This is a genomic window from Arthrobacter sp. AG258 (genome assembly GCF_004364695.1).
Taxonomy (GTDB): domain Bacteria; phylum Actinomycetota; class Actinomycetes; order Actinomycetales; family Micrococcaceae; genus Arthrobacter.
Genome location: NZ_SOBI01000001.1, coordinates 135,288 through 161,696, shown reverse-complemented (window position 1 = coordinate 161,696; position 26,409 = coordinate 135,288). Strand labels below are relative to the sequence as shown.

The 26,409-nt window shown below is 64.2% G+C and carries 18 protein-coding genes; 15 read left to right on the top strand and 3 right to left on the bottom strand.

Features of this window, described 5'->3' with window-relative positions:
• The first annotated feature begins 4 nt into the window (after positions 1–4).
• From DFO47_RS00710 to rplL, 3 genes are all read left to right on the top strand, one after another.
• Complete coding sequence (locus DFO47_RS00710) at positions 5–1,123, top strand: GNAT family N-acetyltransferase (RefSeq protein WP_133830328.1); 1,119 nt, start codon at positions 5–7, stop codon at positions 1,121–1,123.
• Positions 1,124–1,419: 296 nt separating this feature from the next.
• Complete coding sequence (gene rplJ / locus DFO47_RS00705; RefSeq protein ID WP_018760468.1) at positions 1,420–2,013, top strand: 50S ribosomal protein L10; 594 nt, start codon at positions 1,420–1,422, stop codon at positions 2,011–2,013.
• Positions 2,014–2,091: 78 nt separating this feature from the next.
• Positions 2,092–2,469: a 50S ribosomal protein L7/L12 gene (gene rplL / locus DFO47_RS00700; RefSeq protein ID WP_018760467.1), complete on the top strand. Its 378-nt coding sequence runs from the start codon at positions 2,092–2,094 to the stop codon at positions 2,467–2,469.
• Positions 2,470–2,548: 79 nt separating this feature from the next.
• On the opposite strand, the gene DFO47_RS00695 is transcribed toward rplL, so the two are convergent.
• Together DFO47_RS00695 and DFO47_RS00690 are read right to left on the bottom strand one after the other, a co-directional pair.
• Complete coding sequence (locus tag DFO47_RS00695; protein WP_133830327.1) at positions 2,549–3,046, bottom strand: YbaK/EbsC family protein; 498 nt, start codon at positions 3,044–3,046, stop codon at positions 2,549–2,551.
• Positions 3,046–4,245 carry an acetyl-CoA C-acetyltransferase gene (locus DFO47_RS00690; protein WP_026264303.1) on the bottom strand — a complete coding sequence of 400 codons (1,200 nt, stop codon included), beginning with the start codon at positions 4,243–4,245 and terminating at the stop codon, positions 3,046–3,048. Before DFO47_RS00690 ends, DFO47_RS00695 begins: the two co-directional genes overlap by 1 nt.
• A 266-nt stretch (positions 4,246–4,511) precedes the next feature.
• On the opposite strand from DFO47_RS00690, the gene DFO47_RS00685 reads away from it, so the two are divergent.
• From DFO47_RS00685 to DFO47_RS00645, 10 genes are all read left to right on the top strand, one after another.
• Positions 4,512–4,985 (top strand): hypothetical protein, encoded by a 474-nt coding sequence (locus DFO47_RS00685; protein ID WP_133830326.1) that lies wholly within the window; start codon positions 4,512–4,514, stop codon positions 4,983–4,985.
• 298 nt (positions 4,986–5,283) lie between these two features.
• Positions 5,284–8,793: a DNA-directed RNA polymerase subunit beta gene (gene rpoB, locus DFO47_RS00680; RefSeq protein ID WP_018760463.1), complete on the top strand. Its 3,510-nt coding sequence runs from the start codon at positions 5,284–5,286 to the stop codon at positions 8,791–8,793.
• A 145-nt stretch (positions 8,794–8,938) separates the two neighbouring features.
• The gene (locus DFO47_RS00675) at positions 8,939–12,838 is read left to right on the top strand and encodes a DNA-directed RNA polymerase subunit beta' (RefSeq protein WP_018760462.1); all 3,900 of its coding nucleotides are present in this window, start codon (positions 8,939–8,941) and stop codon (positions 12,836–12,838) included.
• A 388-nt stretch (positions 12,839–13,226) separates the two neighbouring features.
• Positions 13,227–13,601, top strand: a complete 375-nt coding sequence (gene rpsL / locus DFO47_RS00670) for a 30S ribosomal protein S12 (protein WP_009358312.1) — start codon at positions 13,227–13,229, stop codon at positions 13,599–13,601.
• 1 nt (position 13,602) lies between these two features.
• Positions 13,603–14,073 carry a 30S ribosomal protein S7 gene (rpsG, locus tag DFO47_RS00665; RefSeq protein ID WP_003803829.1) on the top strand — a complete coding sequence of 157 codons (471 nt, stop codon included), beginning with the start codon at positions 13,603–13,605 and terminating at the stop codon, positions 14,071–14,073.
• 69 nt (positions 14,074–14,142) lie between these two features.
• Positions 14,143–16,257, top strand: coding sequence for an elongation factor G (fusA, locus tag DFO47_RS00660; RefSeq protein ID WP_018760461.1), 2,115 nt, complete (start codon positions 14,143–14,145; stop codon positions 16,255–16,257).
• A gap of 264 nt (positions 16,258–16,521) precedes the next feature.
• The gene (gene tuf, locus DFO47_RS00655; protein ID WP_018760460.1) at positions 16,522–17,712 is read left to right on the top strand and encodes an elongation factor Tu; all 1,191 of its coding nucleotides are present in this window, start codon (positions 16,522–16,524) and stop codon (positions 17,710–17,712) included.
• Positions 17,713–17,861: 149 nt separating this feature from the next.
• The gene (locus DFO47_RS00650) at positions 17,862–22,064 is read left to right on the top strand and encodes a hypothetical protein (RefSeq protein WP_243835282.1); all 4,203 of its coding nucleotides are present in this window, start codon (positions 17,862–17,864) and stop codon (positions 22,062–22,064) included.
• A 29-nt stretch (positions 22,065–22,093) separates the two neighbouring features.
• A complete protein-coding gene (locus DFO47_RS21415) occupies positions 22,094–22,219 on the top strand; it encodes a hypothetical protein (protein WP_018760458.1) in 126 nt (41 codons plus the stop codon).
• A 105-nt stretch (positions 22,220–22,324) separates the two neighbouring features.
• Positions 22,325–23,575 (top strand): Nramp family divalent metal transporter, encoded by a 1,251-nt coding sequence (locus tag DFO47_RS00645; RefSeq protein WP_018760457.1) that lies wholly within the window; start codon positions 22,325–22,327, stop codon positions 23,573–23,575.
• 21 nt (positions 23,576–23,596) lie between these two features.
• Here the strand turns inward: DFO47_RS00645 and DFO47_RS00640 are convergent, their stop codons facing one another.
• Positions 23,597–25,033 carry a GH1 family beta-glucosidase gene (locus DFO47_RS00640; protein ID WP_133830325.1) on the bottom strand — a complete coding sequence of 479 codons (1,437 nt, stop codon included), beginning with the start codon at positions 25,031–25,033 and terminating at the stop codon, positions 23,597–23,599.
• 395 nt (positions 25,034–25,428) lie between these two features.
• Between DFO47_RS00640 and rpsJ the strand changes: the two genes are divergently transcribed.
• Positions 25,429–25,737 carry a 30S ribosomal protein S10 gene (rpsJ, locus tag DFO47_RS00635; protein ID WP_003803825.1) on the top strand — a complete coding sequence of 103 codons (309 nt, stop codon included), beginning with the start codon at positions 25,429–25,431 and terminating at the stop codon, positions 25,735–25,737.
• A gap of 17 nt (positions 25,738–25,754) precedes the next feature.
• Entirely contained in the window at positions 25,755–26,405 is a 651-nt protein-coding gene (gene rplC, locus DFO47_RS00630) for a 50S ribosomal protein L3 (RefSeq protein WP_013601833.1), read from the top strand.
• The last annotated feature ends 4 nt before the right edge of the window (positions 26,406–26,409 follow it).

The following is a 26,409-nucleotide window of genomic DNA, read 5'->3' as shown; positions in this document are numbered from 1 at the left end:
CCGAATGGCGATAGACGTAAAGATCGAACAGCTGTGGATTCCGGATTCCCTGGACACCCCGGACGCAGCCGACTTCCTGGCCGCCGTCGAGGTGGGGCGCAAGGTGCGGATGCAGACCTGGGGGAGTGACGATCTCGCCTACGGTCCGCTGGAAAAACTGCTCGAGTTCGCTGATCCCTATGAGCGGCAGCTGATCCTCGTCGCCAAGGTGGACGGAGACATCGTGGGCACTGTGGACATCGCGCTGCCGCTGACGGACCACCTGGACCTTGCCGAACTCACCCTGGACATACTGCCCGAGTTCCAGCGCCAGGGCGTGGGCCGGCGCCTGCTTGAGGCGGCCGAACAGCTGGCTCGCGGCGAGGGACGCACCATGATCCTGGTGGACACCAACCACCCCGGCGCATCACTCCACGAATTTGGTCAGGCCCAGTTGGTCCCGGGCAGCGGCCAGGGGTTCGTTCCCTTGGAAAGCCGGGAGGTGGAGTTCGCGCAGCGGACCGGGTACACACTCCAGCACATTGAGCAGTTCAGTTCCTGCATGCTTCCCCTCGACACGAAGCTGGTGGCCGACCTCCAGGCTGAGGCCGAGGAAGCCAATGGCGGCCGGTACCGGCTGCACCATTGGACGGACCGCTGCCCGGACCAGTGGCTGGAGGCCGTGGCGGTCTTGGAGAACCAGGCGGGTGCCGACGTCGACCCCTCCCTGGACGTGCCGGTTGAGCAGGACATGGTGTTCGACGGCGGGATCCTGCGTGAGGCCGAAGACGTCGCCATCGCGCAGGGAAGGCGGACGGTGGTCACCGCCGTCGAGCACATCGCCACGGGATCGCTGGTGGGACTGACCACCATCACCGTGCTGGCCCACCGCGCCGACGTCGTTTTCCAGGACGATACCTTGGTCCTGCAGGAGCACCGCGGCAACAAGCTGGGCCTGCTGATCAAAGTGGCCAACATGGAGCGGCTCAGCGAGCAGTTCCCGGATGCCCGCATCATCTACACCTGGAATGCCCCCGAGAACCGGTACCTGCTTACGGTCAACAAGCAGCTTGGGTTCCAGACGGCAGGGGTGACGGGTATCTGGCAAAAGGAACTTCCCACCTTGCGGACCAGCACCAGCTGACGCCCGATTTGGCGGACCGGTGCTCCCTCACGTAAGCTGGGAGTACCAAAGACCGTCGGTTGTTGGAAATCCACTCTCCTGTTCATGGCTCAACTCTGCAGTTGTGCGCCGGAGGCCACAGTAGGTTTCCGGACGAAGGACCCTCAACGCAGGGCGGCCGGCGCAGGTGAACGAAGCAAAGCTCCACGGCTCAGCCGTGTTGAGCCAAGCCCCGTGCATCTGCGCGGGGCGTTTTTAGTTTTAGCTCTCTTGAGCGGGGACCGTCGAATACCGGCACTATCCCCGGAAGGAGGGTTATGGCAACGCCTACCAAGGTTTCAGCAGTAGCTGAGATCACTAACGATTTCAAGGAATCGAACGCCGCTGTCCTGACCGAATACCGCGGGCTCACCGTTGCACAGCTCAAGCAGCTGCGTGTTTCTCTCGGCCAGGACACCAAGTTCGCGGTCGTCAAGAACACCCTGACCGCCATTGCAGCCAAGGAAGCCGGCGTCGAAGCATTCGACGGCCAGCTTGCCGGCCCCACTGCAATCGCGTTCATCAAGGGTGACGCAGTTGCCGCTGCCAAGAGCCTGACGGATTTTGCCAAGGCCAACAAGCAGCTGGTCATCAAGACCGGTTACTTCGAGGGCAAGGCATTGGACGCCACCGAGGTTGCAGCCCTGGCTGCCCTCGAGTCCCGTGAGCTGCAGCTCGCCAAGGTTGCGGGCGTCCTCAAGGCACCCGCCGCCGCAGCTGCACGCATCATCGACGCACTGCGCCTCAAGCTTGAAGAAGAGAACGGTGCACCGGCAGCTGCCGAAGCGCCTGCCGCTGAAGAATCTGCTGACTCTTCAGCTGAAGCAGTAGCCGAGGCACCCGCCGAAGCTGCCGCTGCCGAAGAGAACTAATTCTCTTTACCCCACCAGACTCCGGTGTCAGGCCCGGCTCCGCGCCGCTCGGACACCACAACAGGAAGGACGCCAACCATGGCGAAGCTCAGCAACGAAGAGCTCATTGAAGCTTTCAAGGAACTGACCATCATCGAGCTCTCCGAGTTCGTCAAGCTCTTCGAAGAGACCTTCGAAGTTACCGCCGCTGCTGTTGCAGTTGCCGGCCCCGCCGGTGGCGGAGCTGCTGAAGAGGTTGAAGAGAAGACCGACTTCGACGTCATCCTCGAATCTGCCGGTGACAAGAAGATCGCCGTCATCAAGGAAGTTCGCGCCATCACCTCCCTCGGCCTCAAGGAAGCCAAGGACCTGGTTGACAGCGCCCCCAAGGCTGTTCTCGAAGGCGCCAACAAGGAAGCTGCCGAGAAGGCCAAGGAGCAGCTCGAGGCTGCAGGCGCCACCGTTACCCTCAAGTAACAACGCCTTTTCCTCGGGAAACCCCGCCCCACTGCGAGCCAGTTGGGCGGGGTTTCCTGCTTTAAGCGGGGCCGAAGGGTCAGCCGGGATCTGAGATGTCGGCGACTACGGCATCCAGGGCTGCGGTCAGCGAGTCGGCGTCAACGAACGCACTGTAGCCGTGGGCTCCGGCGCCCATGGAGATCCTGCGCCCGGTGATCGTGGCGTCGGCATAGACAGGCCATGCCGTGGTGCTGCCCAGCGGCGTGATGGTGCCACGCTCGTAGCCGGTCACTTCCAGGGCAACGTCTGCCGGTGGCAGCGAGAGCTTGTTGACGCCCAGCAGGGACCGGAGTTTCGGCCAGGAAATCTGCCGGTCGCCCGGAACCAGCGCGAACAGGAATGAACCGTCCTTGTGCTTGACCACCAGTGACTTCACAATGTCGGCCGGCGGGATGCCCAGGATATCGGCCGCTTCGGCGAGGCTGGGTGCCTGCGGACGTTCCATGACGTCAACGTGCAGGCCGCGCGCGGCGGCGTCGGCCAGGAAACGTTCCCGCCCGACGCCGTCCGTTCCGTTTGCGGTCAGGCCCGCCATTAGTCGCGGTAGAGCAGGAGCGCTTCGCCCTGCCCCCCTCCGCCGCACAGGGCCACCGCGGCCTTGCCCGTCCCGCGGCGCTTGAGCTCATGGGCGGCGTGCGCGGCCAGCCGCGCCCCGGAAGCCCCGATCGGATGCCCCAGGGCGATCGCCCCGCCATGGATGTTGCACTTTTCCAGGGGGTAGTCCAAATCCTTGAGCGACTGCACGGCAACGGAACCGAAGGCCTCGTTGATCTCGATGAAGTCCAGGTCGGCCGTGCCCCAGCCGGCTTTGCCGAGGGCATTCATGATCGCGTGCGAAGGCTGTGAATGCAGGGAGTTGTCCGGTCCGGCAACCTGGCCCGGCTTCCCGACGACGGCCAGGTACTCCAGGCCGTGTTCGTCGGCGTAGGCGCGGGAAGCGAGCACCAGTGCGGTGGCGCCGTCGGACAGGGGAGAAGAGTTGCCGGCCGTGATGGTTCCGTCCGTAACGAATGCGGCGCGCAGCCCGGCGAGCGACTCCACGGAGGTGTTGGGGCGCACGCCCTCGTCGGTGTCCACCACCAGTGGATCGCCCTTCCGCTGCTTCACGCTGACCGGGGCGATTTCGCCGTCGAACGTTCCGTTCTTTGCCGCGAGGGCCGCGCGTTGGTGGGACTGTGCGGCCACGTTGTCCTGGGAGGTCCGGTCGATGCCCAGGGTGAGGTTGCGCGTCTCGGTGGACAACCCCATGGACTCGCCGTCGAAGGCGTCGGTCAAACCGTCGTGGGCGGCTGCGTCCAGTGCCTGGATGGAGCCGTAGGTCCATCCCTGCCGGGACCCGGGGAGCAGGTGCGGTGCCCGGCTCATGGATTCCTGGCCGCCGGCCACCACCACGGCTGCTTCGCCGGCACGGATCATGCGGGCGGCGTCGATCACGGCGGTGAGCCCGGAGAGGCATACCTTATTGACCGTCACGGCGGGGACGTTCCAGCCGATCCCGGCGCCGATGGAGCTTTGCCGCGCAGGGTTTTGGCCGGCACCCGCCTGCAGTACCTGGCCCATGATCACGGCTTCCACATCGGCTGCATCAATGCCGCTGGCCGCCAAGGCAGCCCTGATGGCGTGGGCGCCGAGGTCCACCGCCGTCAGGCTGGACAGTTGGCCGTTGATGCGGCCCTGCGGGGTCCGCGCTGCTGCAAGGATGACAACGTCACTGTTGTCAGGAGAGTTGCCCATGGTCATCACTTTCAATCCGGTTCAGGTGTAAGCCACCAAGGCTATCGTGAGCCTGGTCACCCATATACTCAAACGCCGAATCGCCTGTGTGCATTCCGGCGTCCCGGTTGCGGCAGGAATCCTCCCCTCCGGGCGGGAGGCCGCGGCAGGCGGGGGAGAGGTCCCCATCCCGGCATTGTGCACGACGGCGGCGCCTTGCGTAGGGTGGTGGGCGAGGCTTTCCAGGGGGACACCGGTTCCGGGGCCGTGACGGACGGAGCGAGAACATGAAGACGACATTTGCCGCAGCAGCCCTTGCCGCCGTTGCCGTGCTCACCGGCTGCTCGGTATCGACACCGTCGCCGGCGGACTCAACTCAGCCGTCCGCTTCGCCCTCGGTCCGGTCCGGCGATGGCAGCACGCCCCGTGCGTCAGCAACGTCAACAGGCGCCGGCAACGCGGCTGCGGGTACCAAGGAAGCCTGTGAACTCTTCAACACATTGTTCGCGGACTATGCTGCCGTTTCCCCCACCGATGCAAAAGGCTACGAGGACGTCTACCTGAAGGCCCAAGATGCCAAAGCCACGGTTTCCGGCGACCTTGAGGGACTCTTCGCCTCGCTCAGCCTGCTTGCGATCGACCACTCGGCTGCCGCTGAGTCCGGCGGCACGCCCGCCCAGGAGTCCAAGGACGCCGTGCGTGACGCCGTCTTCGCCAACTCGGGAACCTGCACGGCGGAAGGCGTCACGCTGCGCCTGTAGGGTGCCTGGTGCACAGCGTGAAAACAGGTGCTTGCAATCCGGCCGGATGTGGGGTAGACACGTAGGTTGTTTTGCCGTATCGTAGATATTTGCGTCTTCCCTGTTTACCTTCAGCCTTCATATAGCGGTGGGCTTTGCCTGGCAGCTGGCAATAAACGTGCCGTGACAACGTCACAGCATCGTCAGCGCGGGTCCCGGGTCATATAGCGGAACCGGATGGTAGCGCTGCGGAGTCACTCCGCAGGGTGCACAGCGGGGGAGATCTGAAAACGCCTGAAGGTCTGTGGAAGGATCCCTCTTGGTCGCCTCGAGCACCTCTAATAACGAAACCGCTAACACCGCCGACAGCACTGATGGTGCCACTCGCCGGCTCTCATTCGCAAAGATTCACGAACCTCTTGACGTTCCGAATCTGCTTGCCCTGCAGACAGACAGCTTCGACTGGCTGGTCGGCAATGAGCGCTGGCAGGCACGCGTGGCAAAGGCTGTCGAAGAAAACGATCTCAGCGTCGCCACCACGTCCGGCCTGTCGGACATCTTTGAAGAGATCTCCCCGATTGAGGACTTCCAGGGCACCATGTCCCTGAGCTTCTCCGATCCGGAGTTCGCTGACCCCAAGTACACAATGGCCGAGTGCAAGGACCGGGACGCAACGTACTCGGCTCCGCTGTACGTGAAGGCCGAGTTCATGAACAACAACACGGGCGAAATCAAGCAGCAGACCGTGTTCATGGGCGACTTCCCGCTGATGACCGAGAAGGGTACCTTCGTGGTCAACGGCACCGAGCGTGTCGTCGTCTCACAGCTGGTCCGTTCGCCGGGCGCCTACTTCGAGCGCGCCGCTGACAAGACCAGCGACAAGGACATCTTCACCGCCAAGATCATCCCGTCCCGCGGTGCCTGGTTCGAGCTCGAGATCGACAAGCGCGACCAGGTAGGTGTCCGCCTCGACCGCAAGCGCAAGCAGTCCGTCACCGTCCTGCTGAAGGCCCTCGGCTGGACCGAAGGCCAGATCCTCGAAGAGTTCGGCCAGTACGACTCCATGCGGGCAACCCTGGAGAAGGACGCCACCGAGACCCGCGAAGACGCCCTGCTGGACATCTACCGCAAGCTGCGTCCGGGCGAGCCGCCCACCGTCGAGGCTGCCCAGTCCCTGCTGGACAACCTGTACTTCAACTCCAAGCGCTACGATCTGGCCAAGGTTGGCCGCTACAAGATCAACCGCAAGCTCGGCATCGACCGCTCCCTTGGTGACAAGGAAGCCTCGGTCCTGCACGTTGAAGACATCGTTGCCATGATCAAGTTCCTCGTCGCGCTGCACGCCGGCGAGAAGACCATCAAGGGCACCCGCGATGGCCAGGAAGTGGACCTGCGCGTCGAAATCGACGATATCGACCACTTCGGCAACCGCCGCATCCGCGCCGTCGGCGAGCTCATCGAGAACCAGGTCCGCACCGGCCTGTCCCGCATGGAGCGCGTCGTCCGCGAGCGTATGACCACCCAGGACGTCGAGGCCATCACGCCGCAGACCCTGATCAACATCCGCCCTGTGGTTGCAGCCATCAAGGAGTTCTTCGGAACGTCCCAGCTGTCCCAGTTCATGGACCAGAACAACCCGCTCTCGGGCCTGACCCACAAGCGCCGCCTGTCCGCGCTTGGCCCGGGTGGTCTGTCCCGTGACCGTGCCGGCATGGAAGTCCGTGACGTGCACCCGTCCCACTACGGACGTATGTGCCCCATCGAAACTCCTGAAGGCCCGAACATCGGCCTGATCGGTTCGCTGGCGTCCTACGGCCGGATCAACCCGTTCGGTTTCATCGAAACCCCGTACCGGCTGGTCAAGGACGGCGTCGTGTCCGACGACGTCCAGTACCTGACGGCCGACGACGAGGCCGAGGTGCTGATCGCGCAGGCCAACGCCCCGCTGGACGAGAACAACAAGTTCGCCGAGGACACTGTCCTGGTCCGTGCCCGTGGTGGTGGAGGCGAGCCTGTCCTGGTTCCCGCCGCCGACGTCGAGTTCATGGACGTCTCCCCGCGCCAGATGGTGTCCGTGGCAACCGCCCTGATCCCGTTCCTGGAGCACGACGACGCCAACCGTGCACTCATGGGTGCCAACATGCAGCGCCAGGCCGTGCCGCTGGTCCGTTCCGAGGCCCCGTTCGTGGGTACCGGCATGGAACGCGCCGCCGCCGTCGACGCAGGTGACGTTGTCATCGCCAAGAAGGCCGGTGTGGTCACCGAGGTTTCCGCCGAGCTCGTCATCATGCTCAACGACGACGGTACCGAGACCAACTACCGCATCAACAAGTTCGCCCGTTCCAACCAGGGCAACTGCTACAACCACCGCGTCCTGGTGAACGAAGGCCAGCGCCTGGAAGTCGGCGGCATCATCGCCGACGGCCCGGCAACGGACCAGGGTGAACTTGCACTCGGCAAGAACCTGCTCGTGGCATTCATGTCCTGGGAAGGCCACAACTTCGAGGACGCCATCATCCTCTCGCAGCGCATCGTTGCCGAGGACGTCCTCTCCTCCATCCACATCGAGGAGCACGAGATCGATGCCCGCGACACCAAGCTTGGTGCCGAGGAGATCACCCGTGACATCCCCAACGTGTCCGAGGAAGTCCTGGCCGGCCTGGACGAGCGCGGCATCATCCACATCGGTGCCGAGGTTGAAGCAGGCGACATCCTGGTCGGAAAGGTCACCCCGAAGGGTGAAACCGAACTGACCCCGGAAGAGCGCCTGCTGCGCGCCATCTTCGGTGAGAAGTCCCGCGAAGTGCGCGACACCTCCCTGAAGGTGCCGCACGGCGAGTCCGGCACCGTCATCGGCGTCCGCGTCTTCGACCGCGACAACGACGACGAGCTGCCCCCGGGCGTGAACCAGCTGGTCCGCGTCTACGTGGCCGCCAAGCGCAAGATCACCGACGGCGACAAGCTCGCCGGCCGCCACGGCAACAAGGGCGTTATCTCCAAGATCCTCCCGGTCGAGGACATGCCCTTCCTTGCCGACGGCACCCCCGTTGACATCGTCCTGAACCCGCTGGGTGTTCCGGGCCGCATGAACGTGGGCCAGGTGCTCGAAACGCACCTCGGCTGGGTTGCCAAGACCGGCTGGAAGATCGAAGGCGAGCCCGAGTGGGTCAAGCAGCTGCCGAACCTGCCGCGCGAGAGTGGCCCCACCACTGTTGCCACGCCGGTGTTCGACGGTGCCCGCGAAGAGGAAATCACGGGCCTGCTGGATTCCACCAACGTGACCCGTGACGGCGACCGCCTGATCAACTCCTCGGGCAAGACCCGCTTGTTTGACGGCCGCTCCGGCGAACCGTTCCCGGATCCGATCTCGGTCGGCTACATGTACATCCTGAAGCTCCACCACCTGGTGGACGACAAGATCCACGCGCGCTCCACCGGCCCGTACTCCATGATCACGCAGCAGCCGCTGGGTGGTAAGGCACAGTTCGGTGGCCAGCGCTTCGGTGAAATGGAAGTGTGGGCGCTCGAAGCTTATGGCGCCGCCTACACGCTCCAGGAGCTCCTTACGATCAAGTCGGATGACATCCACGGCCGCGTGAAGGTCTACGAAGCGATCGTCAAGGGCGAGAACATCCCCGAGCCGGGTGTTCCCGAATCCTTCAAGGTCTTGATCAAGGAAATGCAGTCGCTGTGCCTGAACGTGGAAGTGCTTTCCACGGACGGAACCACAATTGAAATGCGTGACTCTGATGACGCAGTCTTCACGGCTGCGGAAGAACTGGGCATCGATCTGTCTCGCGCAGAGCCCAGCTCCGTAGAAGAGGTCTAGCAGGAGGCTGACGACGGCGGGTGACCACCCGCCGTCGTACGCCCCCTCCCTCCTCCCGCACCCAGGGCGCCCGGTGGTTGAGCTGTCGAAACCCCGGCGCCGTCAAGACTTCAGAATTTAGAGAACAAGAGAGAACAGGGACCATATGTCCAGCGAATCCTCCTTCGGCCTCATGCAGATCGGCCTCGCCACCGCGGAAGACATCCGCGGCTGGTCGTACGGCGAGGTTAAGAAGCCGGAAACCATCAACTACCGCACGCTCAAGCCCGAGAAGGACGGCCTCTTCTGCGAGAAGATCTTCGGCCCGTCCCGGGACTGGGAGTGCTACTGCGGCAAGTACAAGCGCGTGCGCTTCAAGGGCATCATCTGTGAGCGCTGTGGCGTCGAAGTCACCCGCGCCAAGGTCCGCCGTGAGCGCATGGGCCACATCGAGCTGGCCGCTCCCGTCACGCACATCTGGTACTTCAAGGGTGTTCCGTCCCGCCTGGGCTACCTCCTTGACCTGGCTCCGAAGGACCTCGAAAAGGTCATCTACTTCGCCGCCTACATGATCACCAGCGTCGACGAGGCCGCCCGCCACGAGGAACTGCCCAACCTGCAGGTTGAGCACGACATCGAGAAGAAGCAGCTGATCGACAACCGCGACGCCGACATCGCCGCGATCGCCCGCGACCTCGAAGGCGAAATCGCACGCCTCGAGGGCGAAGGCGCCAAGGCAGCGGACAAGAAGAAGGCCCGCGACTCCGCCGACCGCCAGATGGCCAACGTGCGCAAGCGCGCCGACGCCGACATCGAGCGCCTCGAGCAGGTCTGGGACCGCTTCAAGAACCTCAAGGTCGCGGACCTCGAAGGTGACGAAGGCCTGTACCGCGAACTGCGCGACCGCTACGGCATGTACTTCGAAGGCTCCATGGGTGCCGAGGCCATCAAGAAGCGTCTTGAGAACTTCGACATGCAGGCTGAGTCCGACCTGCTGCGCGACATCATCGCCAACGGCAAGGGCCAGCGCAAGACCCGCGCCCTCAAGCGCCTGAAGGTGGTCAACGCGTTCCTGACCACCAACAACAGCCCGCTCGGCATGGTGCTCGACGCCGTCCCGGTGATCCCGCCGGAACTGCGCCCGATGGTCCAGCTGGACGGTGGCCGCTTCGCGACCTCCGACCTGAACGACCTCTACCGCCGCGTGATCAACCGGAACAACCGCCTCAAGCGCCTGCTTGACCTTGGTGCTCCGGAGATCATCGTCAACAACGAGAAGCGCATGCTTCAGGAAGCTGTTGACAGCCTCTTCGACAACGGCCGCCGCGGCCGTCCGGTCACCGGACCGGGCAACCGTCCGCTGAAGTCCTTGAGCGACATGCTCAAGGGCAAGCAGGGCCGTTTCCGCCAGAACCTCCTCGGCAAGCGCGTCGACTACTCCGGCCGTTCGGTCATCGTCGTCGGCCCGCAGCTGAAGCTGCACCAGTGCGGCCTGCCCAAGCAGATGGCCCTGGAGCTCTTCAAGCCGTTCGTGATGAAGCGCCTGGTTGACCTCAACCACGCCCAGAACATCAAGTCGGCCAAGCGGATGGTGGAGCGCTACCGCCCGCAGGTCTGGGACGTTCTCGAAGAGATCATCACCGAACACCCGGTGCTGCTCAACCGTGCACCCACCCTGCACCGCCTGGGCATCCAGGCGTTCGAGCCGCAGCTTGTTGAAGGCAAGGCAATCCAGCTGCACCCGCTGGTTTGTGGCGCGTTCAACGCAGACTTCGACGGTGACCAGATGGCAGTCCACCTGCCGCTGAGCCCCGAGGCGCAGGCTGAGGCCCGCATCCTGATGCTGTCCTCGAACAACATCCTGAAGCCCTCCGACGGACGCCCGGTCACCCTGCCCTCGCAGGATATGATCATCGGCCTCTACCACCTGACCACCAAGCGCAAGGGTTCAGCCGGTGAAGGCCGCATCTTCGGTTCGGTTTCGGAAGCCATCATGGCGTTCGACGCCCGCGAGCTGCACCTGAACTCGCAGGTCAAGATCCGGCTCGAAGGCTTCGTGCCCTACGCCGGCTGGGAAGCTCCGGAAGGCTGGGAGCAGGGTCAGCCCGCTCTCGTCCAGACCTCCCTGGGCCAGGTCCTCTTCAACGAGACCCTGCCCGAGGACTACCCCTGGGTCGAGGCTGTTGCCGACAAGGGCGAGCTGTCCCGGATCGTCAACGACCTCGCCGAGCGCTACCCGAAGGTCGTCACCGCGGCAACGCTGGACAACCTGAAGGACGCCGGTTTCTACTGGGCCACCCGCTCAGGCGTCACGGTTGCCATCTCCGACATCGAGGTCCCGGCTGCCAAGCCGGAAATCCTTGCCGGTTACGAGGAACGGGCCGCCAAGATCCAGGGCCAGTACGACAAGGGCCTGATCGACGACGACGAGCGTCGCCAGGAACTGATCGAGATCTGGAACAAGGCCACCAACGACATCGCCTCGGTGATGCGCGAGAGCCTCTCACCGATGAACACCATCAACCGCATGGTGTCCTCCGGTGCACGTGGTAACTGGATGCAGGTCCGCCAGATCGCGGGTATCCGTGGCCTGGTGGCCAACCCGAAGGGTGAGATCATCCCGCGCCCCATCAAGTCCTCCTACCGTGAGGGCCTGTCGGTGCTGGAATACTTCATCGCCACGCACGGTGCCCGTAAGGGCCTGGCCGATACCGCCCTGCGTACCGCCAACTCGGGTTACCTGACCCGTCGCCTGGTGGACGTCTCGCAGGATGTCATCGTCCGTGAAGAAGACTGCGGCACCGAGCGCGGCTTGGTCACGCCCATCGCCGTCGCCGATTCCAACGGTGAGCTCGTCCTGGACGAGAACGTCGAGAACAGCGCCTACGCCCGTACGCTGGCCGTCGACGTCGTGGACTCCGAGGGCAATGTCCTCGCAGCCGCCGGCACCGACTGCGGCGACGTCGTCATCGCGGAACTCTTCAAGGCAGGCATCACCGAGGTCAAGGTCCGCTCGGTCCTCACCTGTGAGTCCAGCGTCGGCACCTGCGCCCTGTGCTACGGCCGTTCGCTGGCCACCGGCAAGACCGTGGACATCGGCGAGGCCGTGGGCATCATTGCCGCACAGTCCATCGGTGAACCCGGTACCCAGCTGACCATGCGTACGTTCCACACCGGTGGTGCAGTTTCCGCCGGCGGTGGCGACGACATCACCCAGGGTCTGCCCCGTATCCAGGAGCTCTTCGAAGCCCGTACTCCGAAGGGTGTCGCGCCGATTGCCGAAGCAGCCGGCCGCATCACCATCGAAGAGTCCGAGCGCCAGATGCGCCTGGTCATCACCCCGGATGACGGAACGGAAGAGATCGCTTACCCGGTCCTGCGCCGTTCACGCCTGCTCATCGAAGACGGTGACCACGTCACCGTTGGCCAGAAGCTGATCAACGGTCCCGTGGACCCCAAGCAGGTCCTGCGCATCATGGGTCCGCGTGCCGCCCAGAAGTTCCTGGTGGACGAGGTCCAGGGCGTCTACCGCAGCCAGGGCATCGGTATCCACGACAAGCACGTCGAGGTTATCGTCCGCCAGATGCTGCGGCGCGTCACGGTCATCGAGTCCGGTGAATCGGACTTGCTGCCCGGCGAGCTCGCCGAGCGGAGCCGGTTCGAGGAGGCCAACCGCCGCGTTGTGTCCGAGGGCAAGACTCCGGCTTCCGGACGTCCTGAGCTCATGGGCATCACCAAGGCGTCGCTGGCCACCGAGTCCTGGCTCTCGGCCGCTTCCTTCCAGGAGACCACCCGCGTCCTGACGCAGGCGGCCATGGAAGGCAAGAGCGATCCGCTGCTTGGCCTGAAGGAGAACGTCATCATCGGTAAGCTGATCCCCGCCGGCACGGGCCTCCCGCGCTACACGGAGGTCACGGTCGAGCCCACTGAAGAAGCGAAGGCCAACCTGTTCACCGGCCCCAGTGCATTCAGCGATTTCTCGTACGACACCCTGGGCGGTGACGGAGCTCCCGAGTTCCACGCCATCCCGCTGGATGACTACGACCTCGGCAACGACTTCCGCTAACCAGCAGAAGCCGGCTTAGCCGAAAGGGATGGTCCCGCACCGCACGGTGGGGGACCATCCCCCTTTAACCCGTCGATTAAGGCCTGGACACTGTCCGTGGTAGACTGGTTACCAATTGTTATTGTGGCAGTGGATGAGTGCGCCGGTATCAGCTGAAAGGTTGGACCAGAGCGACGTTTCCGGTTTGCAGGGTTCTTGTGCAACGTATGCCACATTTTTGCATGCCTAGGGACTGATGGGATCGCAAGCTCCTTCCCGGTATGCGATCCGACTATTAAAGGCTTCGCCTTCGCCGCCATGAAGATCCTCTTCAGGGCTCGGGCGGCGGGGCAACGCAACAAGAGAGTGGCCGGAAACAGCCACTCCGGATAAAACGGAGAACACGAGAGTGCCTACGATTAACCAGCTGGTCCGCAAGGGCCGCACGCCTAAGGTCTCAAAGACCAAGGCTCCCGCGCTTAAGGGCAGCCCCATGCGCCGCGGTGTTTGCACCCGCGTTTACACCACCACCCCGAAGAAGCCGAACTCGGCTCTGCGTAAGGTGGCGCGTGTTCGCCTCAACGGCGGCGTGGAAGTTACCGCCTACATCCCCGGTGTTGGCCACAACCTGCAGGAGCACTCCATTGTGCTCGTCCGCGGTGGTCGTGTTAAGGACCTCCCCGGTGTCCGCTACAAGATCGTCCGTGGCGCCCTTGATACCCAGGGCGTGAAGAACCGTAAGCAGGCCCGCAGCCGCTACGGCGCAAAGATGGAGAAGAAGTAATATGCCTCGCAAGGGTCCGGCCCCCAAGCGGCCGCTCGTTTCGGATCCGGTTTACGGCTCCCCGCTGGTAACCCAGCTCATCAACAAGGTGCTTGTTGACGGCAAGAAGTCCACTGCAGAGCGCATCGTCTACGGTGCCCTCGAAGGCGCACGCGCCAAGTCCGGTGGTGACCCCGTCGCAGCGCTGAAGAAGGCCATGGACAACGTCAAGCCTTCGCTTGAAGTTCGCTCCCGCCGTGTCGGTGGCGCCACCTACCAGGTCCCGGTTGAGGTCAAGCCGGGCCGCTCCACCGCACTCGCCCTGCGCTGGCTGGTTGGCTACTCCAAGGCCCGCCGTGAAAAGACGATGACCGAGCGCCTCCAGAACGAAATCCTGGATGCGTCCAACGGTCTCGGTGCCGCTGTGAAGCGTCGCGAAGACACCCACAAGATGGCCGAGTCCAACAAGGCCTTCGCACACTACCGCTGGTAATACTCCCCGGGCGCCGCCGGCTCAACAGAGCCGGCGGCGAACGTGTAGTCCATCCCAAAAGGAGACCCCGTGGCACAGGACGTGCTTACCGACCTTAGTAAGGTCCGCAACATCGGCATCATGGCCCACATTGATGCCGGCAAGACCACCACAACCGAGCGCATCCTGTTCTACACGGGTGTGAACCACAAGATCGGCGAAACGCACGACGGCGCTTCGACCACTGACTGGATGGAACAGGAAAAGGAACGCGGCATCACCATCACGTCTGCCGCCGTGACCTGCTTCTGGGAGAACAACCAGATCAACATCATCGACACCCCCGGCCACGTTGACTTCACGGTTGAGGTTGAGCGCTCCCTGCGCGTCCTCGACGGTGCAGTTGCCGTCTTCGATGGCAAGGAAGGCGTTGAGCCGCAGTCGGAAACCGTTTGGCGCCAGGCTGACAAGTACAACGTTCCGCGTATCTGCTTCGTCAACAAGATGGACAAGCTCGGTGCTGACTTTTACTTCACCGTAGACACCATCATCAGCCGCCTCGGTGCCAAGCCGCTGGTCATGCAGCTGCCCATCGGTGCCGAGAACGACTTCATCGGCGTCGTCGACCTGCTTTACATGCGTGCCCTGGTTTGGCCGGGCGACGCCAAGGGCGACGTGACCATGGGTGCCAAGTACGAAATCCGCGAGATCCCTGCCGACCTGCAGGAAAAGGCTGAAGAGTACCGCGCGAACCTCGTTGAGACGGTCGCCGAGTCCTCTGAGGAACTCATGGAGAAGTACCTCGAGGGCGAAGAGATCTCGATCGACGAGCTCAAGGCCGGCATCCGCAAGATGACCATCAACTCCGAGCTGTACCCGATCTTCTGTGGCTCCGCCTTCAAGAACCGCGGCGTCCAGCCGATGCTCGATGCCGTGGTGGACTACCTGCCGAACCCGCTCGACGTCCCCCCGATGGTCGGCCACGATCCTCGCGACGAAGAGAAGGAACTGACCCGCAAGCCTTCCTCGGAAGAGCCCTTCTCGGCTCTGGCCTTCAAGATTGCGGCCCACCCCTTCTTCGGCCAGCTCACCTTCATCCGCGTGTACTCCGGTCACGTGGAAGCAGGCGCCCAGGTGGTCAACTCCACCAAGGGCAAGAAGGAGCGCATCGGCAAGCTGTTCCAGATGCACGCCAACAAGGAAATGCCCGTCGAGGGTGCTACCGCCGGCCACATCTATGCAGCCATCGGTCTGAAGGACACCACCACGGGCGACACCCTGTGCGATGCCAACAACCAGATCGTGCTCGAGTCCATGAGCTTCCCGGAGCCCGTGATCTCGGTTGCCATCGAGCCGAACACCAAGGGTGACCAGGAGAAGCTCTCCACGGCCATCCAGAAGCTCTCCGCTGAGGACCCCACCTTCCAGGTGTCCCTCAACGAAGACACCGGCCAGACCATCATCGCCGGCATGGGCGAGCTCCACCTGGACATCCTGGTGGACCGCATGCGCCGCGAATTCAAGGTCGAGGCCAACGTGGGCAAGCCCCAGGTTGCTTACCGCGAAACCATCAAGCGCGCCGTCGAACGCCACGACTACACGCACAAGAAGCAGACCGGTGGTTCGGGCCAGTTCGCAAAGATCCAGATCGCGATCGAGCCGCTGGACACCGCCGAGGGCGAGCTGTACGAGTTTGAGAACAAGGTCACCGGTGGCCGCGTTCCCCGCGAGTACATCCCGTCCGTTGACGCGGGCATCCAGGATGCGCTGAACGACGGCGTCCTGGCCGGCTACCCGGTTGTCGGCATCAAGGCCACGCTGATTGACGGCGCGTACCACGATGTTGACTCTTCGGAAATGGCGTTCAAGATCGCCGGCCGCATGGCTTTCAAGGAAGCTGCGCGCAAGGCGAACCCGGTTCTGCTTGAACCGCTGATGGATGTCGAGGTCCGCACCCCTGAGGAATACATGGGTGAAGTTATCGGTGACCTCAACTCCCGCCGTGGCCAGATGCAGTCCATGGAAGATGCACAGGGCGTCAAGGTCATCCGTGCGCACGTTCCGCTGTCCGGCATGTTCGGCTACATCGGTGACCTGCGCTCGAAGACCCAGGGCCGTGCTGTGTACTCCATGACGTTCAACAGCTACGCCGAGGTCCCGAAGGCAGTTGCCGACGAGATCATCCAGAAGACCCGCGGCGAGTAGTCCTTCGGACTTTTCGCAGCGAAAAACTCGGGTGCGCTTGCCGGTTACGGAAAGCACAGCCGGTGCAGGTGGCCGGGGCTCGGTCGGATTCGTCCGGTCAAGCCGGGTCCCGGCCATCTGCACGAACAGGCTCTAGGGACTAGTATTAGTTCCTGAATCTGCAATTTCACCAATCCAAAGCCCCCCAAGTAGACTTACCTGAGTTTCTGCCGCGACAAGAGCGGCAGGAGGGTATGTCATTTGAAAACGTTCTAGGAGGAACCTGTGGCAAAGGCAAAGTTCGAGCGGACTAAGCCGCACGTCAACATCGGCACCATTGGTCACGTTGACCACGGTAAGACGACGCTGACGGCCGCCATTTCCAAGGTGCTGTACGACAAGTACCCGACTCTCAACGAGAAGCGTGACTTCGCGTCGATCGACTCTGCACCCGAAGAGCGTCAGCGCGGTATTACCATCAACATCTCCCACGTGGAGTACCAGACCGAGAAGCGTCACTACGCACACGTTGACGCCCCCGGCCACGCTGACTACATCAAGAACATGATCACCGGTGCTGCCCAGATGGACGGCGCAATCCTCGTGGTTGCCGCTACCGACGGCCCGATGGCTCAGACCCGCGAGCACGTTCTGCTGGCCCGCCAGGTTGGTGTTCCCTACCTGCTGGTCGCGCTGAACAAGGCCGACATGGTTGACGACGAAGAGCTCCTCGACCTCGTCGAAATGGAAGTTCGCGAGCTCCTGAGCTCGCAGGGCTTCGATGGCGACAACGCTCCGGTTGTCCGCGTCTCCGGCCTGAAGGCCCTGGAAGGCGACCCCGAGTGGGTCAAGTCCGTTGAGGACCTGATGGCTGCAGTCGACGAGTCCGTTCCGGACCCCGTACGTGACCGCGACAAGCCGTTCCTGATGCCGATCGAAGACGTCTTCACCATCACCGGTCGTGGCACCGTTGTTACGGGCCGCGCCGAGCGTGGAACCCTCGCCATCAACTCCGAGGTCGAGATCGTCGGTATCCGCCCGGTCCAGAAGACCACGGTTACCGGTATCGAGATGTTCCACAAGCAGCTCGACGAAGCATGGGCCGGCGAGAACTGTGGCCTCCTGCTCCGCGGTCTGAAGCGCGACGATGTCGAGCGTGGCCAGGTTGTCGTCAAGCCGGGTTCCATCACCCCGCACACCGACTTCGAGGCCAACGTCTACATCCTCTCCAAGGACGAAGGCGGACGTCACAACCCGTTCTACTCAAACTACCGCCCGCAGTTCTACTTCCGCACCACGGACGTAACCGGCGTTATCACCCTGCCCGAGGGCACGGAAATGGTTATGCCCGGCGACAACACTGAGATGACCGTTGCGCTCATCCAGCCCATCGCAATGGAAGAGGGCCTCGGCTTCGCAATCCGTGAAGGCGGCCGCACCGTTGGTTCGGGACGTGTCACCAAGATCATCAAGTAGTTTCTGCTGATCACGGACCATCCGAATCCTTGATTCGGTAATCCACAGGAAACCCCGCTGCCCAGTGCAGCGGGGTTTTCTTTTGCTACCATTTATCCAGTCGTTTGATAAATAAATGGGGATCGTTGTCTTATGGAAGAAGGCCCGACATGAGGGACGAGTCGTATGCCGCAGGGTACCGCGCCGGTCATCTGCAGGGGTGGCTGGACGCCATGGCTCAAGTAGACCAAATGCGGCGTCCGGCCAGTGCGGACCAACCCGCGGCGCAGGAAGTGAACCCGGCGCGGGTCTCTGTGGACGCGGCTCCTCCTGTGCTTCCGCCAGTTGCCGGAACGCTCGCTGCGGCAGCCGCTTTCGGGCAGCCCGCACCGGCATCCTCCGCACTGACCCGGCAGGCCGACGCCGACCGGTTGGGAAATGTCTCCGGCCCCGGACGGGCGGTACAGCCGCGTCCCCCCGCGCCAGTCCCATCGGGTGCCCGTGCCGTGCCGCGTGCCGTCACGCCGGCCGAGCGTCAGGCGCGCCGGGAACGCCGGGACCGGCAGAACATCAACATCACGCTCTACGTCGCAAGCATGCTCCTGGTGGCGGCTGCGGCACTCTTCGTCGGGAGCAGTTTGCCCCCGATGCTGCGCTTCGCCGGTGTTGGAGCCGTCACCGCAACGTTCTACTGTCTGGGCTTCGGGCTGCATGCAAAGATCGCCCGGTTGAGGCCGGCCGCCGTTGCCTTCACCGGCACCGGGCTGGCGCTGGTGCCGGTTTCGGGCCTGGCACTGTACAACTTTGCCTGGCACAACGGGCCGGCCACCTGGTTGCTGACGTCCCTGCTGGGGACCGCTGCCTATGTGGCGGCCGCCATCAGGCTGGACAGTAAAGTCCTGACCTACCTCTCGTTGACGTTTGTGGTGTCGACGGCGTGGTCGGGGGTTGCTGTCCTCGGAGGAGCACTCGTTTGGTATTTCGCGGCCATGATCAGCGTGGCCGTGGCCTTCACGTTGTTGTCGCATCGGCGCCCGTCTTGGCTGCCGCCTATTTTCGCCGGGCCGCTTGCCGCACTGCACCCCTATGTGGTGCCAGGTGTCGCGGCTGCGGCCACGTTATCGCCGTTCCTGCCCGGTGGCCCGGGATTGACCAAGGCCGAGTATGCGCTGGTCCTCGGCGCCTGCGGGGCATACTTCGCCGTGTTTGCAGTTACGACGGCTGGTCTGCGGGTGGTGTATTTCAGGGCCGCAAGGGTGGCTCTGACAATCGCGGCCACGGTGGGGATCTGGCACGTGTCAGGACGCGGGACGGTCGCCCTGTTCACCGTTGCCGTTGTGGTCGGCGCCCAGGCAGTGGCAGTGGCATTCATGGGCGGACACCTTGAAGGCTGGATCACGCGGGCAGCAAGCGGGTCCGGCGGGCACCAACGGACGGTCGACGCCGGCCCGCAGGCGGGCACGGCACGCTGGCGGCGTGACGCGTTCGTCACGTTCGGCATCCAGTTCGCGGCCACGGCCGGCTACGCGCTGGCCGTCGTCGTCGCGGGCTTCTTCCTGCCGGCCCGGATATCTGCAAGTCCGGTGCCACTGTGGTTTCCAGTCCTGCTGAGCCTTGCCACAGGCTTCGCGCTGGCTGCCAGGCTTCGCGGCCGCGCGGAGATCGCGCCACTCCCGGCACTGTTGCTGGCAGCCCTCGTCAGCCAGCACCTCGGTGAGGGCGTGTTTGCGCTGATGCTGTTCCTGGCCTGCGTCTTTTGGGCGGTCCGGGCCTGCGTGGCGGACGGGGCACTGCGGCACCGCATGGTGCTCAACGCGCGCCTGGCCTGCACGGTGCTGGCTCCTGCGCTGGCAGCAGCCCTGACCGAAGGCGCCGGGCAGAACCGGGCCGTGTGGTTCACGTTGCTGATCGCGGCGGCTGTGCAGCAACTTCTCTCTGCGGCGATGCAGCGTTTCGGAATGAGAGCCCTGGCGCCCAGCATGAGCCTGGTCGGCTTCACGCTCCTCGGCCTTGGGAGCATCGCCAGCCTCTCGTCAGTCGCGGGCCTCGGGTCCCAGGGGCTGGTGTGGGCGTCAGCGCTGATCCTGCTCACGGCTGCTCTCGTGACCGGCTTCTTGCTGACCGGCAAACCTGCGGACTGGCGCAACTGGCGGCCCGGCGCCGGAGAGGTACTGGCGCCGGTGGTGGGCGCGATGCTTGCGGCGTTCGCGTTTGGCAGGCTGACGGAGGGGGCCGGGAATGTGGTCCTCTTGCTGCTGCTGGCGTACCTGGTGGCTTCTGCGTCCAGGCTCCCGGCGCTGGGGCACCGGTGGGCTTATTGGTGGGCCGCCCGGGCGACAGGAACCGTTTTGGTGTTGACGGCGTCCTCCCAGTTGCAGCACAGCACCGGCAACCTCGTTGTCGGAGGGGAGGCGCTGCATCCGGCCACCGTTCTCGTCGCCGCCCTCTTTGCCCAGCTGTCCCTGCCGTTGGGCGCGAAGATCCTGCGACGGGCCCCGTCGGGCGTAGTTTTCGACGCTGCCGGTGTCATCGTGCTGCAGCTCGCCGCCTGTGCTGTCCTGGCGCTCCAGGCATCCGGGAGCTGGCAGCACCTTGCTGCCGTGTCCGGAGCTGCAGTTTCCGCCGCACTGACTGCCTACGTCCTGCGGACGGAGCCGGCCGCTGGAGTCTTTGCCCCTGTGTCCTTCATTGTTCTCGCGGGCCTGTCGCTCGGAAATGCCCGGGCAATGGAGGTTCTGCTGGGTGTCTTCGCGGTGTTTGCCGGCGTCATGGTGGCAGCGGTGCCCCGGCCTCGGAGCAAAGGGTGGTACTTCGTTGCCGCGCGCGTCCTGACTGCCGTCCTTGCCTTGGTGCTCAGCGACGACGTGACGGCGTCACCCACCGCTGTTTCCGTAACCTTTGCGCTCGTCCTTGCTGCCCAGCATGTCATTCGCTGGTTGATGCGTTTCCGGCTCGCTGCCGTGCCCTTCCAGCAGGCCGCCGTGTGGATCACCCTTGCAGGCCAGGCTCTGCTGCCCTTGGTGTACGCCGTGCAGCACGGGGCGTTGCGGCTTGGCCCGACCCTTGGTGCTCCGCTGCCGGGCGGTGGAACCGGGGTGGACGCCGCGGGCCGTTGGGTGTTGCTTCTAGAGCTCGGGCTGCTGGTGGTGTCGGCCGCCGTGGCCCGCAGGTTGTTCGTTGCCCGGGGTGCGCTGTACTTCGGCGTTTACGGGCTGCTCTTCGGCGTATTGTCCCTCAGCCCGGTGGTTGCTTTCGGGGACGTGGCTGCCTTCAGCTTCACCGGGACAGCCGTTGTGCTTCTGCTCCTGGGCCTTGCGGCAGCCGCCGCCGGTCCGGAGTGGCAGCGCCGCAGTGTCTCTACGGGCCCGGAGCGCCGCCTGTGGCTCGCCGCAGCAGTCACATTCACCGCTGCGGCGTTGGCTGTGTCGCCCCAGGCTTCCCACTGGGTTCCGGGAGCTTCCGTGCTTGCCGTTGCAACGGTCCTGCTGACGGCGTCCCATGTGGAAGCGAGGCCGCTCCTCTATCCGCCGGCTGCGGCCGCCGTGCTCGGCGGAGCCTTCATGCTGGCGGCCGCCTGGCTGGGAGAATCCGAGGGCAATGGCCCGGGGGAGTGGGCACAGTACCTGCCATGGCTGGCAGGGCCAGGCGTGGCGGCAGCGGGGCTCTACGCCGTGCGCCGGGCACGGTCCAGGGCCCTAACGGATGATCCGTTCCGGCGCTGGTCCTTGGCCGGCGGCGCTTTTGCCGGCCTTCTCCTGGCAGCGCTTGCGGGCCTCTACCGTGATGGAACTTCCTGGACCGGTGTGGGCGTCCTCGTTGCCGCCGCCGCTGTTGCTGTCGCCGAAGCGACACCCCGCATGCGCCGCCCTGCAGCGGAGCTGGGGGCATTCGCGATCGTGGCTGCTGTCCAGCGGGCCGCCCTGTTCGAGTTCGGCGCAGTCCAAGGACTCCTGCCGTGGCCAGCCGATTCCCACGCGGACCCCTTCTGGGTGGCGCAGTGGTACATGCTGCTGGCCTCCGTGCTGGCTGGCCTGCGATACCTGGCGAACAGTCGCACCATCGGCCGGCGCTATGTGTGTGCCGCCGCGGGGCTGCTCAGCCTGTCAGGGGCGGGCACAGTGTTCGGGGGTGAAGCCTCACAGCAATTGTGGGTACTGGTATGGCTCGCCGTGCTTCTGGTCGCCGGGCTGGTCCTTGGTGACAGGCTCTTTGTCAGGTGGGGCGCCGCGGGGATTGCCGTCTGCGTCCTTTGGGCAATGCGGCAGTACACGTTTGCGCTCCTGACCGTGGTGGCCGTCGGCCTTATTGCTTTTGCGGTCTGGCGCCTCAACCGTGGCAACGCTGGTGAGGACAAGGCCGGGAACGCGCCCTGATACTGTTTCAGCACTGAAAGGAGTCCATCATGGGGTGGCTTATTTTCCTGATCATCGCGGTTGTCGTCGTCGCCGGGGCGTTTTGGGCCAAAAGGTATTTCCGGCACGAGATCGATCGCGCCAAACGGATCAACAGGTCCAACAAGAACCAGTAACACCGTGCGGAGCAGATTCGCTGGTACACCGTAGCCCTACTTTTCGGTATATCTAAATTCGCGCTATCCTCGTCTTGTAGATGCCCGCAACGATGAGGACACGTAATGGCTGCTCCCACACTGACGGCCGGACCTGCAGGCCCCAAGGCCTGGTCCCGGCTCCTGCTGCTCGGACCCGCCTTTGTGGCGGCTATCGCGTACGTGGACCCGGGCAATGTCGCCGCAAACCTGACGGCCGGGGCCAACTTCGGGTACCTGCTGGTGTGGGTCCTCGTGGCCGCCAACGCCATGGCGGTGCTGATCCAGTACCAATCCGCGAAGCTTGGTCTCGCCACCGGCATGAGCCTGCCGGAGATCCTGGGCAAGCGCCTGGGTACCCGGCGCCGCCGCGCCTACTGGGCCCAGGCAGAGCTTGTGGCCGGGGCTACGGACATGGCCGAAGTGATCGGTGGCGCTGTCGCGCTGAACCTCCTTTTCGGAGTGCCCCTGCTGGCCGGTGGATTCATCATTGGTGTTGCCTCCATGCTGTTGCTGGCCCTTCAATCGCACCGCAGCCAGAAGTCCTTCGAGATCGCCATCCTGACGCTCCTGGGCGTGATAGCGGTGGGGTTCGTCTCGGGGCTGTTCGTCAGCCCGCCTGACGCGGGCGGTGCGCTGGCCGGCCTTGTCCCGCGGTTCGAGGGGACTGACACGGTTCTGCTGGCCGCCAGCATGCTCGGGGCAACGGTCATGCCGCACGCGATCTACCTGCACTCGGCCCTGGCACGGGACCGGCATGGCTTCTCGCCTGATCCCGGGGTCCGGTCCAGGCTCATCCGGGCAACGCGCGTTGACGTCGCCGGTGCCCTGCTTCTTGCCGGAATCGTCAACATCGCCATGCTGCTGCTGGCCGCCACCAGCCTCCGCGGGGTGGAAGGAACCGACACCATTGCCGGGGCGCATGCTGCTGTGACGTCGGCACTCGGGCCGGTGATCGGCGTCGTCTTTGCCGTAGGCCTCCTTGCCTCCGGCCTGGCCTCCACCTCGGTTGGCTGCTACGCCGGAGCCACGATCATGGGCGGCCTCCTGAAGGTGAGGGTGCCCCTCCTGGTCCGGCGGATCATCACCTTGATCCCGGCACTGGTGGTCCTGGGTGCCGGGATAGAGCCGACGCTTGCCCTCGTCTTGAGCCAGGTGCTCCTCAGCTTCGGGATTCCATTCGCGCTGATCCCCCTGATCCGGCTCACCGGCAGCCGCGAAGTGATGGGCATCCATGTGGATTCCAAGCCGCTGCGGCTTGCCGGTTGGACCAGTGCCGCGCTGATCGTCGGACTGAACTGTGTCCTAATCGTCCTCACGGTGTCCGGACATAGCTGAGCCGGCGCCGGCAGCCCTGCGCTAGCTGTCCCGGCGTGCCCGGGCCCGCGAGAGGGCCTGGTACCAGTAGAAGGACTTTTTGGGGGTCCGTTCAAGGGTCTCAAAGTCCACATGCACCAGGCCGAAGCGCTGCGAGTAGCCGGCTGCCCACTCGAAGTTGTCCATCAGGGTCCACACGTAGTAGCCGCGCAGGTCCACGCCCTCGGCAATACCGCCGGGCGCCGTGGCCTCCAGCGCAGTTCCCAGGTGCGTCGCCAAGTAGTCCACCCGGTCGGCGTCGTCCAAAGTCTCGGACACGCGGTCGGGCTCGGGGAAGCTGGCCCCGCCCTCGGTGATGTACACCGGCGGCAGGGCATCACCGTAACGGTCCCGCATTTCCTGCAGCAGGATCCCCAGATGGTGTGGCGCCACCGGCCAGCCGAAACCGGTGCTGCCGTACTCCGGATACCCCACTTCGTGGAAGGGAAGCTTGGCCAGTTCCTGGTGCATGTCCGCCGGCAGGGGCGTAATGCCGGGCCCCAGCGCCACCTTGACCGGGAAATAGTAGTTGAGCCCATAGAAATCCAGCGGCTGGTGGATGGTCTTCAGGTCTGCGTCGGAGATCCTGCCGATGGAACGCAACCACGGCCTGGCATACAACGGCAGGGACGGGTAGCGGCCCAGCAGGACGGGGTCGGCATACAGCCGGTTCATCAGCAGGTCGTACAGGCGGGCGACCATCCGATCGCCGATCTTCCGGGACGCTGGCCTGACCGGTGAGTGCAGGTTCGTCAGGCCGATGCCGCCAACAACTCCGGCGGCCCGCAACGCCTGGACCCCCAACCCGTGCGCCAGGAGCTGGTTGTGGATGGCGGGCAAGGCATCGAACATCAGGCGGCGTCCAGGTGCATGCACCCCTAAGGCATAGCCGTTCAGGGTTACCGATACGGGCTCATTGAGGGTGACCCACTGCGGCACCCGGTCCCCGAACCGCTCGCCGGCCGCCCTGGCGTACTCGGCGAAGCGATGCGCCGTGTCCCGGTTCAGCCAGCCGCCCCTGTGCTCGAGCGGCAAAGGAGTGTCCCAGTGGTAGAGAGTGGCCATGGGGGAGATGCCGGCCTCGAGGAGTTCGTCGATCAGCCGGTCGTAGAAATCCAGTCCCTGGGCGTTGAAGCTGCCCTGGCCGTCGGGCTGGATGCGGGGCCAGGAGAGCGAGAAGCGGTACGAGCCAACGCCGAGCTCCTTGAGCAGCGCCACATCTTCGGGCAACCTGTTGTAGTGGTCGCAGGCGACGGCGGGGGAGTGGCCGTCCAGGATTGCCCCGGGCTTTTCGGCAAAGGCGTCCCACCCGGAGGGTCCCCGGCCATCCGCCTTGAGGGAGCCTTCGATCTGGAACGCCGCAGCCGCAACACCCAGGGTGAACGACGGCGGCACCCGCCCGGCCAGTTCGGTCACCGATTCCGTGCCTTCCATGGTCATGCCCCTATCATCCAGTGGCTTCCGGTCCACGGCAATGGCAGTTCATGGGGCTGAAAAGCGGCGATTCGCATCTGGCAGGGTTTTCCGGCATACTAGATGAGTTGTTCAAGCGCTTCTTCGCGTCCCGATCCGGATAATGCCGGGTGCAGGGTCCAAGCTGAAGACCAAACATAACCCACCCCCATGGAACTGCGGATTCATATGCGCGCCCAGCGCGACACGCCCGACCGCGGGGGTCGGTTACGCCGGCAAGGTGAGGAACCCGGATTTATCCGGATTCAGTTTGTGCGGCGGATGGTGGTTACGACCTCAAATGCTTCGGCAGCCATACAACAGGTAAGTGAACAGGGCAGCCCTAAACCGGGGAAGCACAGACTGAAAGAGAGTCAGGCGACATGGCGGGACAAAAAATCCGCATCCGGCTGAAGTCATACGACCACGAGGTCATTGACGTTTCAGCACGGAAGATCGTTGAGACGGTCACGCGCGCAGGCGCAACGGTAGTCGGCCCCGTGCCGCTGCCGACGGAGAAGAACGTGTACTGCGTGATCCGCTCTCCGCACAAGTACAAGGACAGCCGCGAGCACTTTGAAATGCGCACGCACAAGCGTCTTATCGACATCATCGATCCCACGCCGAAGGCCGTCGACTCGCTCATGCGTCTCGACCTGCCGGCTGACGTGAACATCGAAATCAAGCTGTAGGGAGGTGCTGAGAAACTATGACCGCAACCCGTAACGTAAAGGGCCTGCTGGGCACGAAGCTCGGCATGACCCAGGTCTGGGACGAGAACAACAAGCTCATCCCCGTCACTGTGGTCCAGGCAGATTCGAACGTCATCACCCAGCTGCGCAACGCTGAGGCCGATGGCTACGTCGCCGTCCAGATCGGCTACGGCCAGATCGATCCCCGCAAGGTCACCAAGCCGCTGGCTGGTCACTTTGAAAAGGCAGGCGTCACGCCTCGCCGCCACGTCGTCGAACTCCGTACCGCAGATGCTGCCGAGTACGAGCTGGGCCAGGAGCTCTCCGTAGAGGTCTTCGAAGCCGGCCAGAAGATCGACGTCATCGGCACCACCAAGGGTAAGGGCTTCGCCGGTGTTATGAAGCGTCACGGCTTCCACGGCGTTGGAGCTTCCCACGGTGCCCACAAGAACCACCGTAAGCCCGGTTCAATCGGTGGCGCATCCACCCCGAGCCGCGTCTTCAAGGGCATGAAAATGGCCGGCCGCATGGGCGCCGTTCGTCACACCACGCTGAACCTCACCGTTCACGCGGTTGACGTCGAGAAGTCGCTGCTCCTGATCAAGGGTGCCGTTCCCGGTGCCCGCGGCCAGGTCGTCCTCGTACGTACCGCCGTGAAGGGAGCCTAGTTCA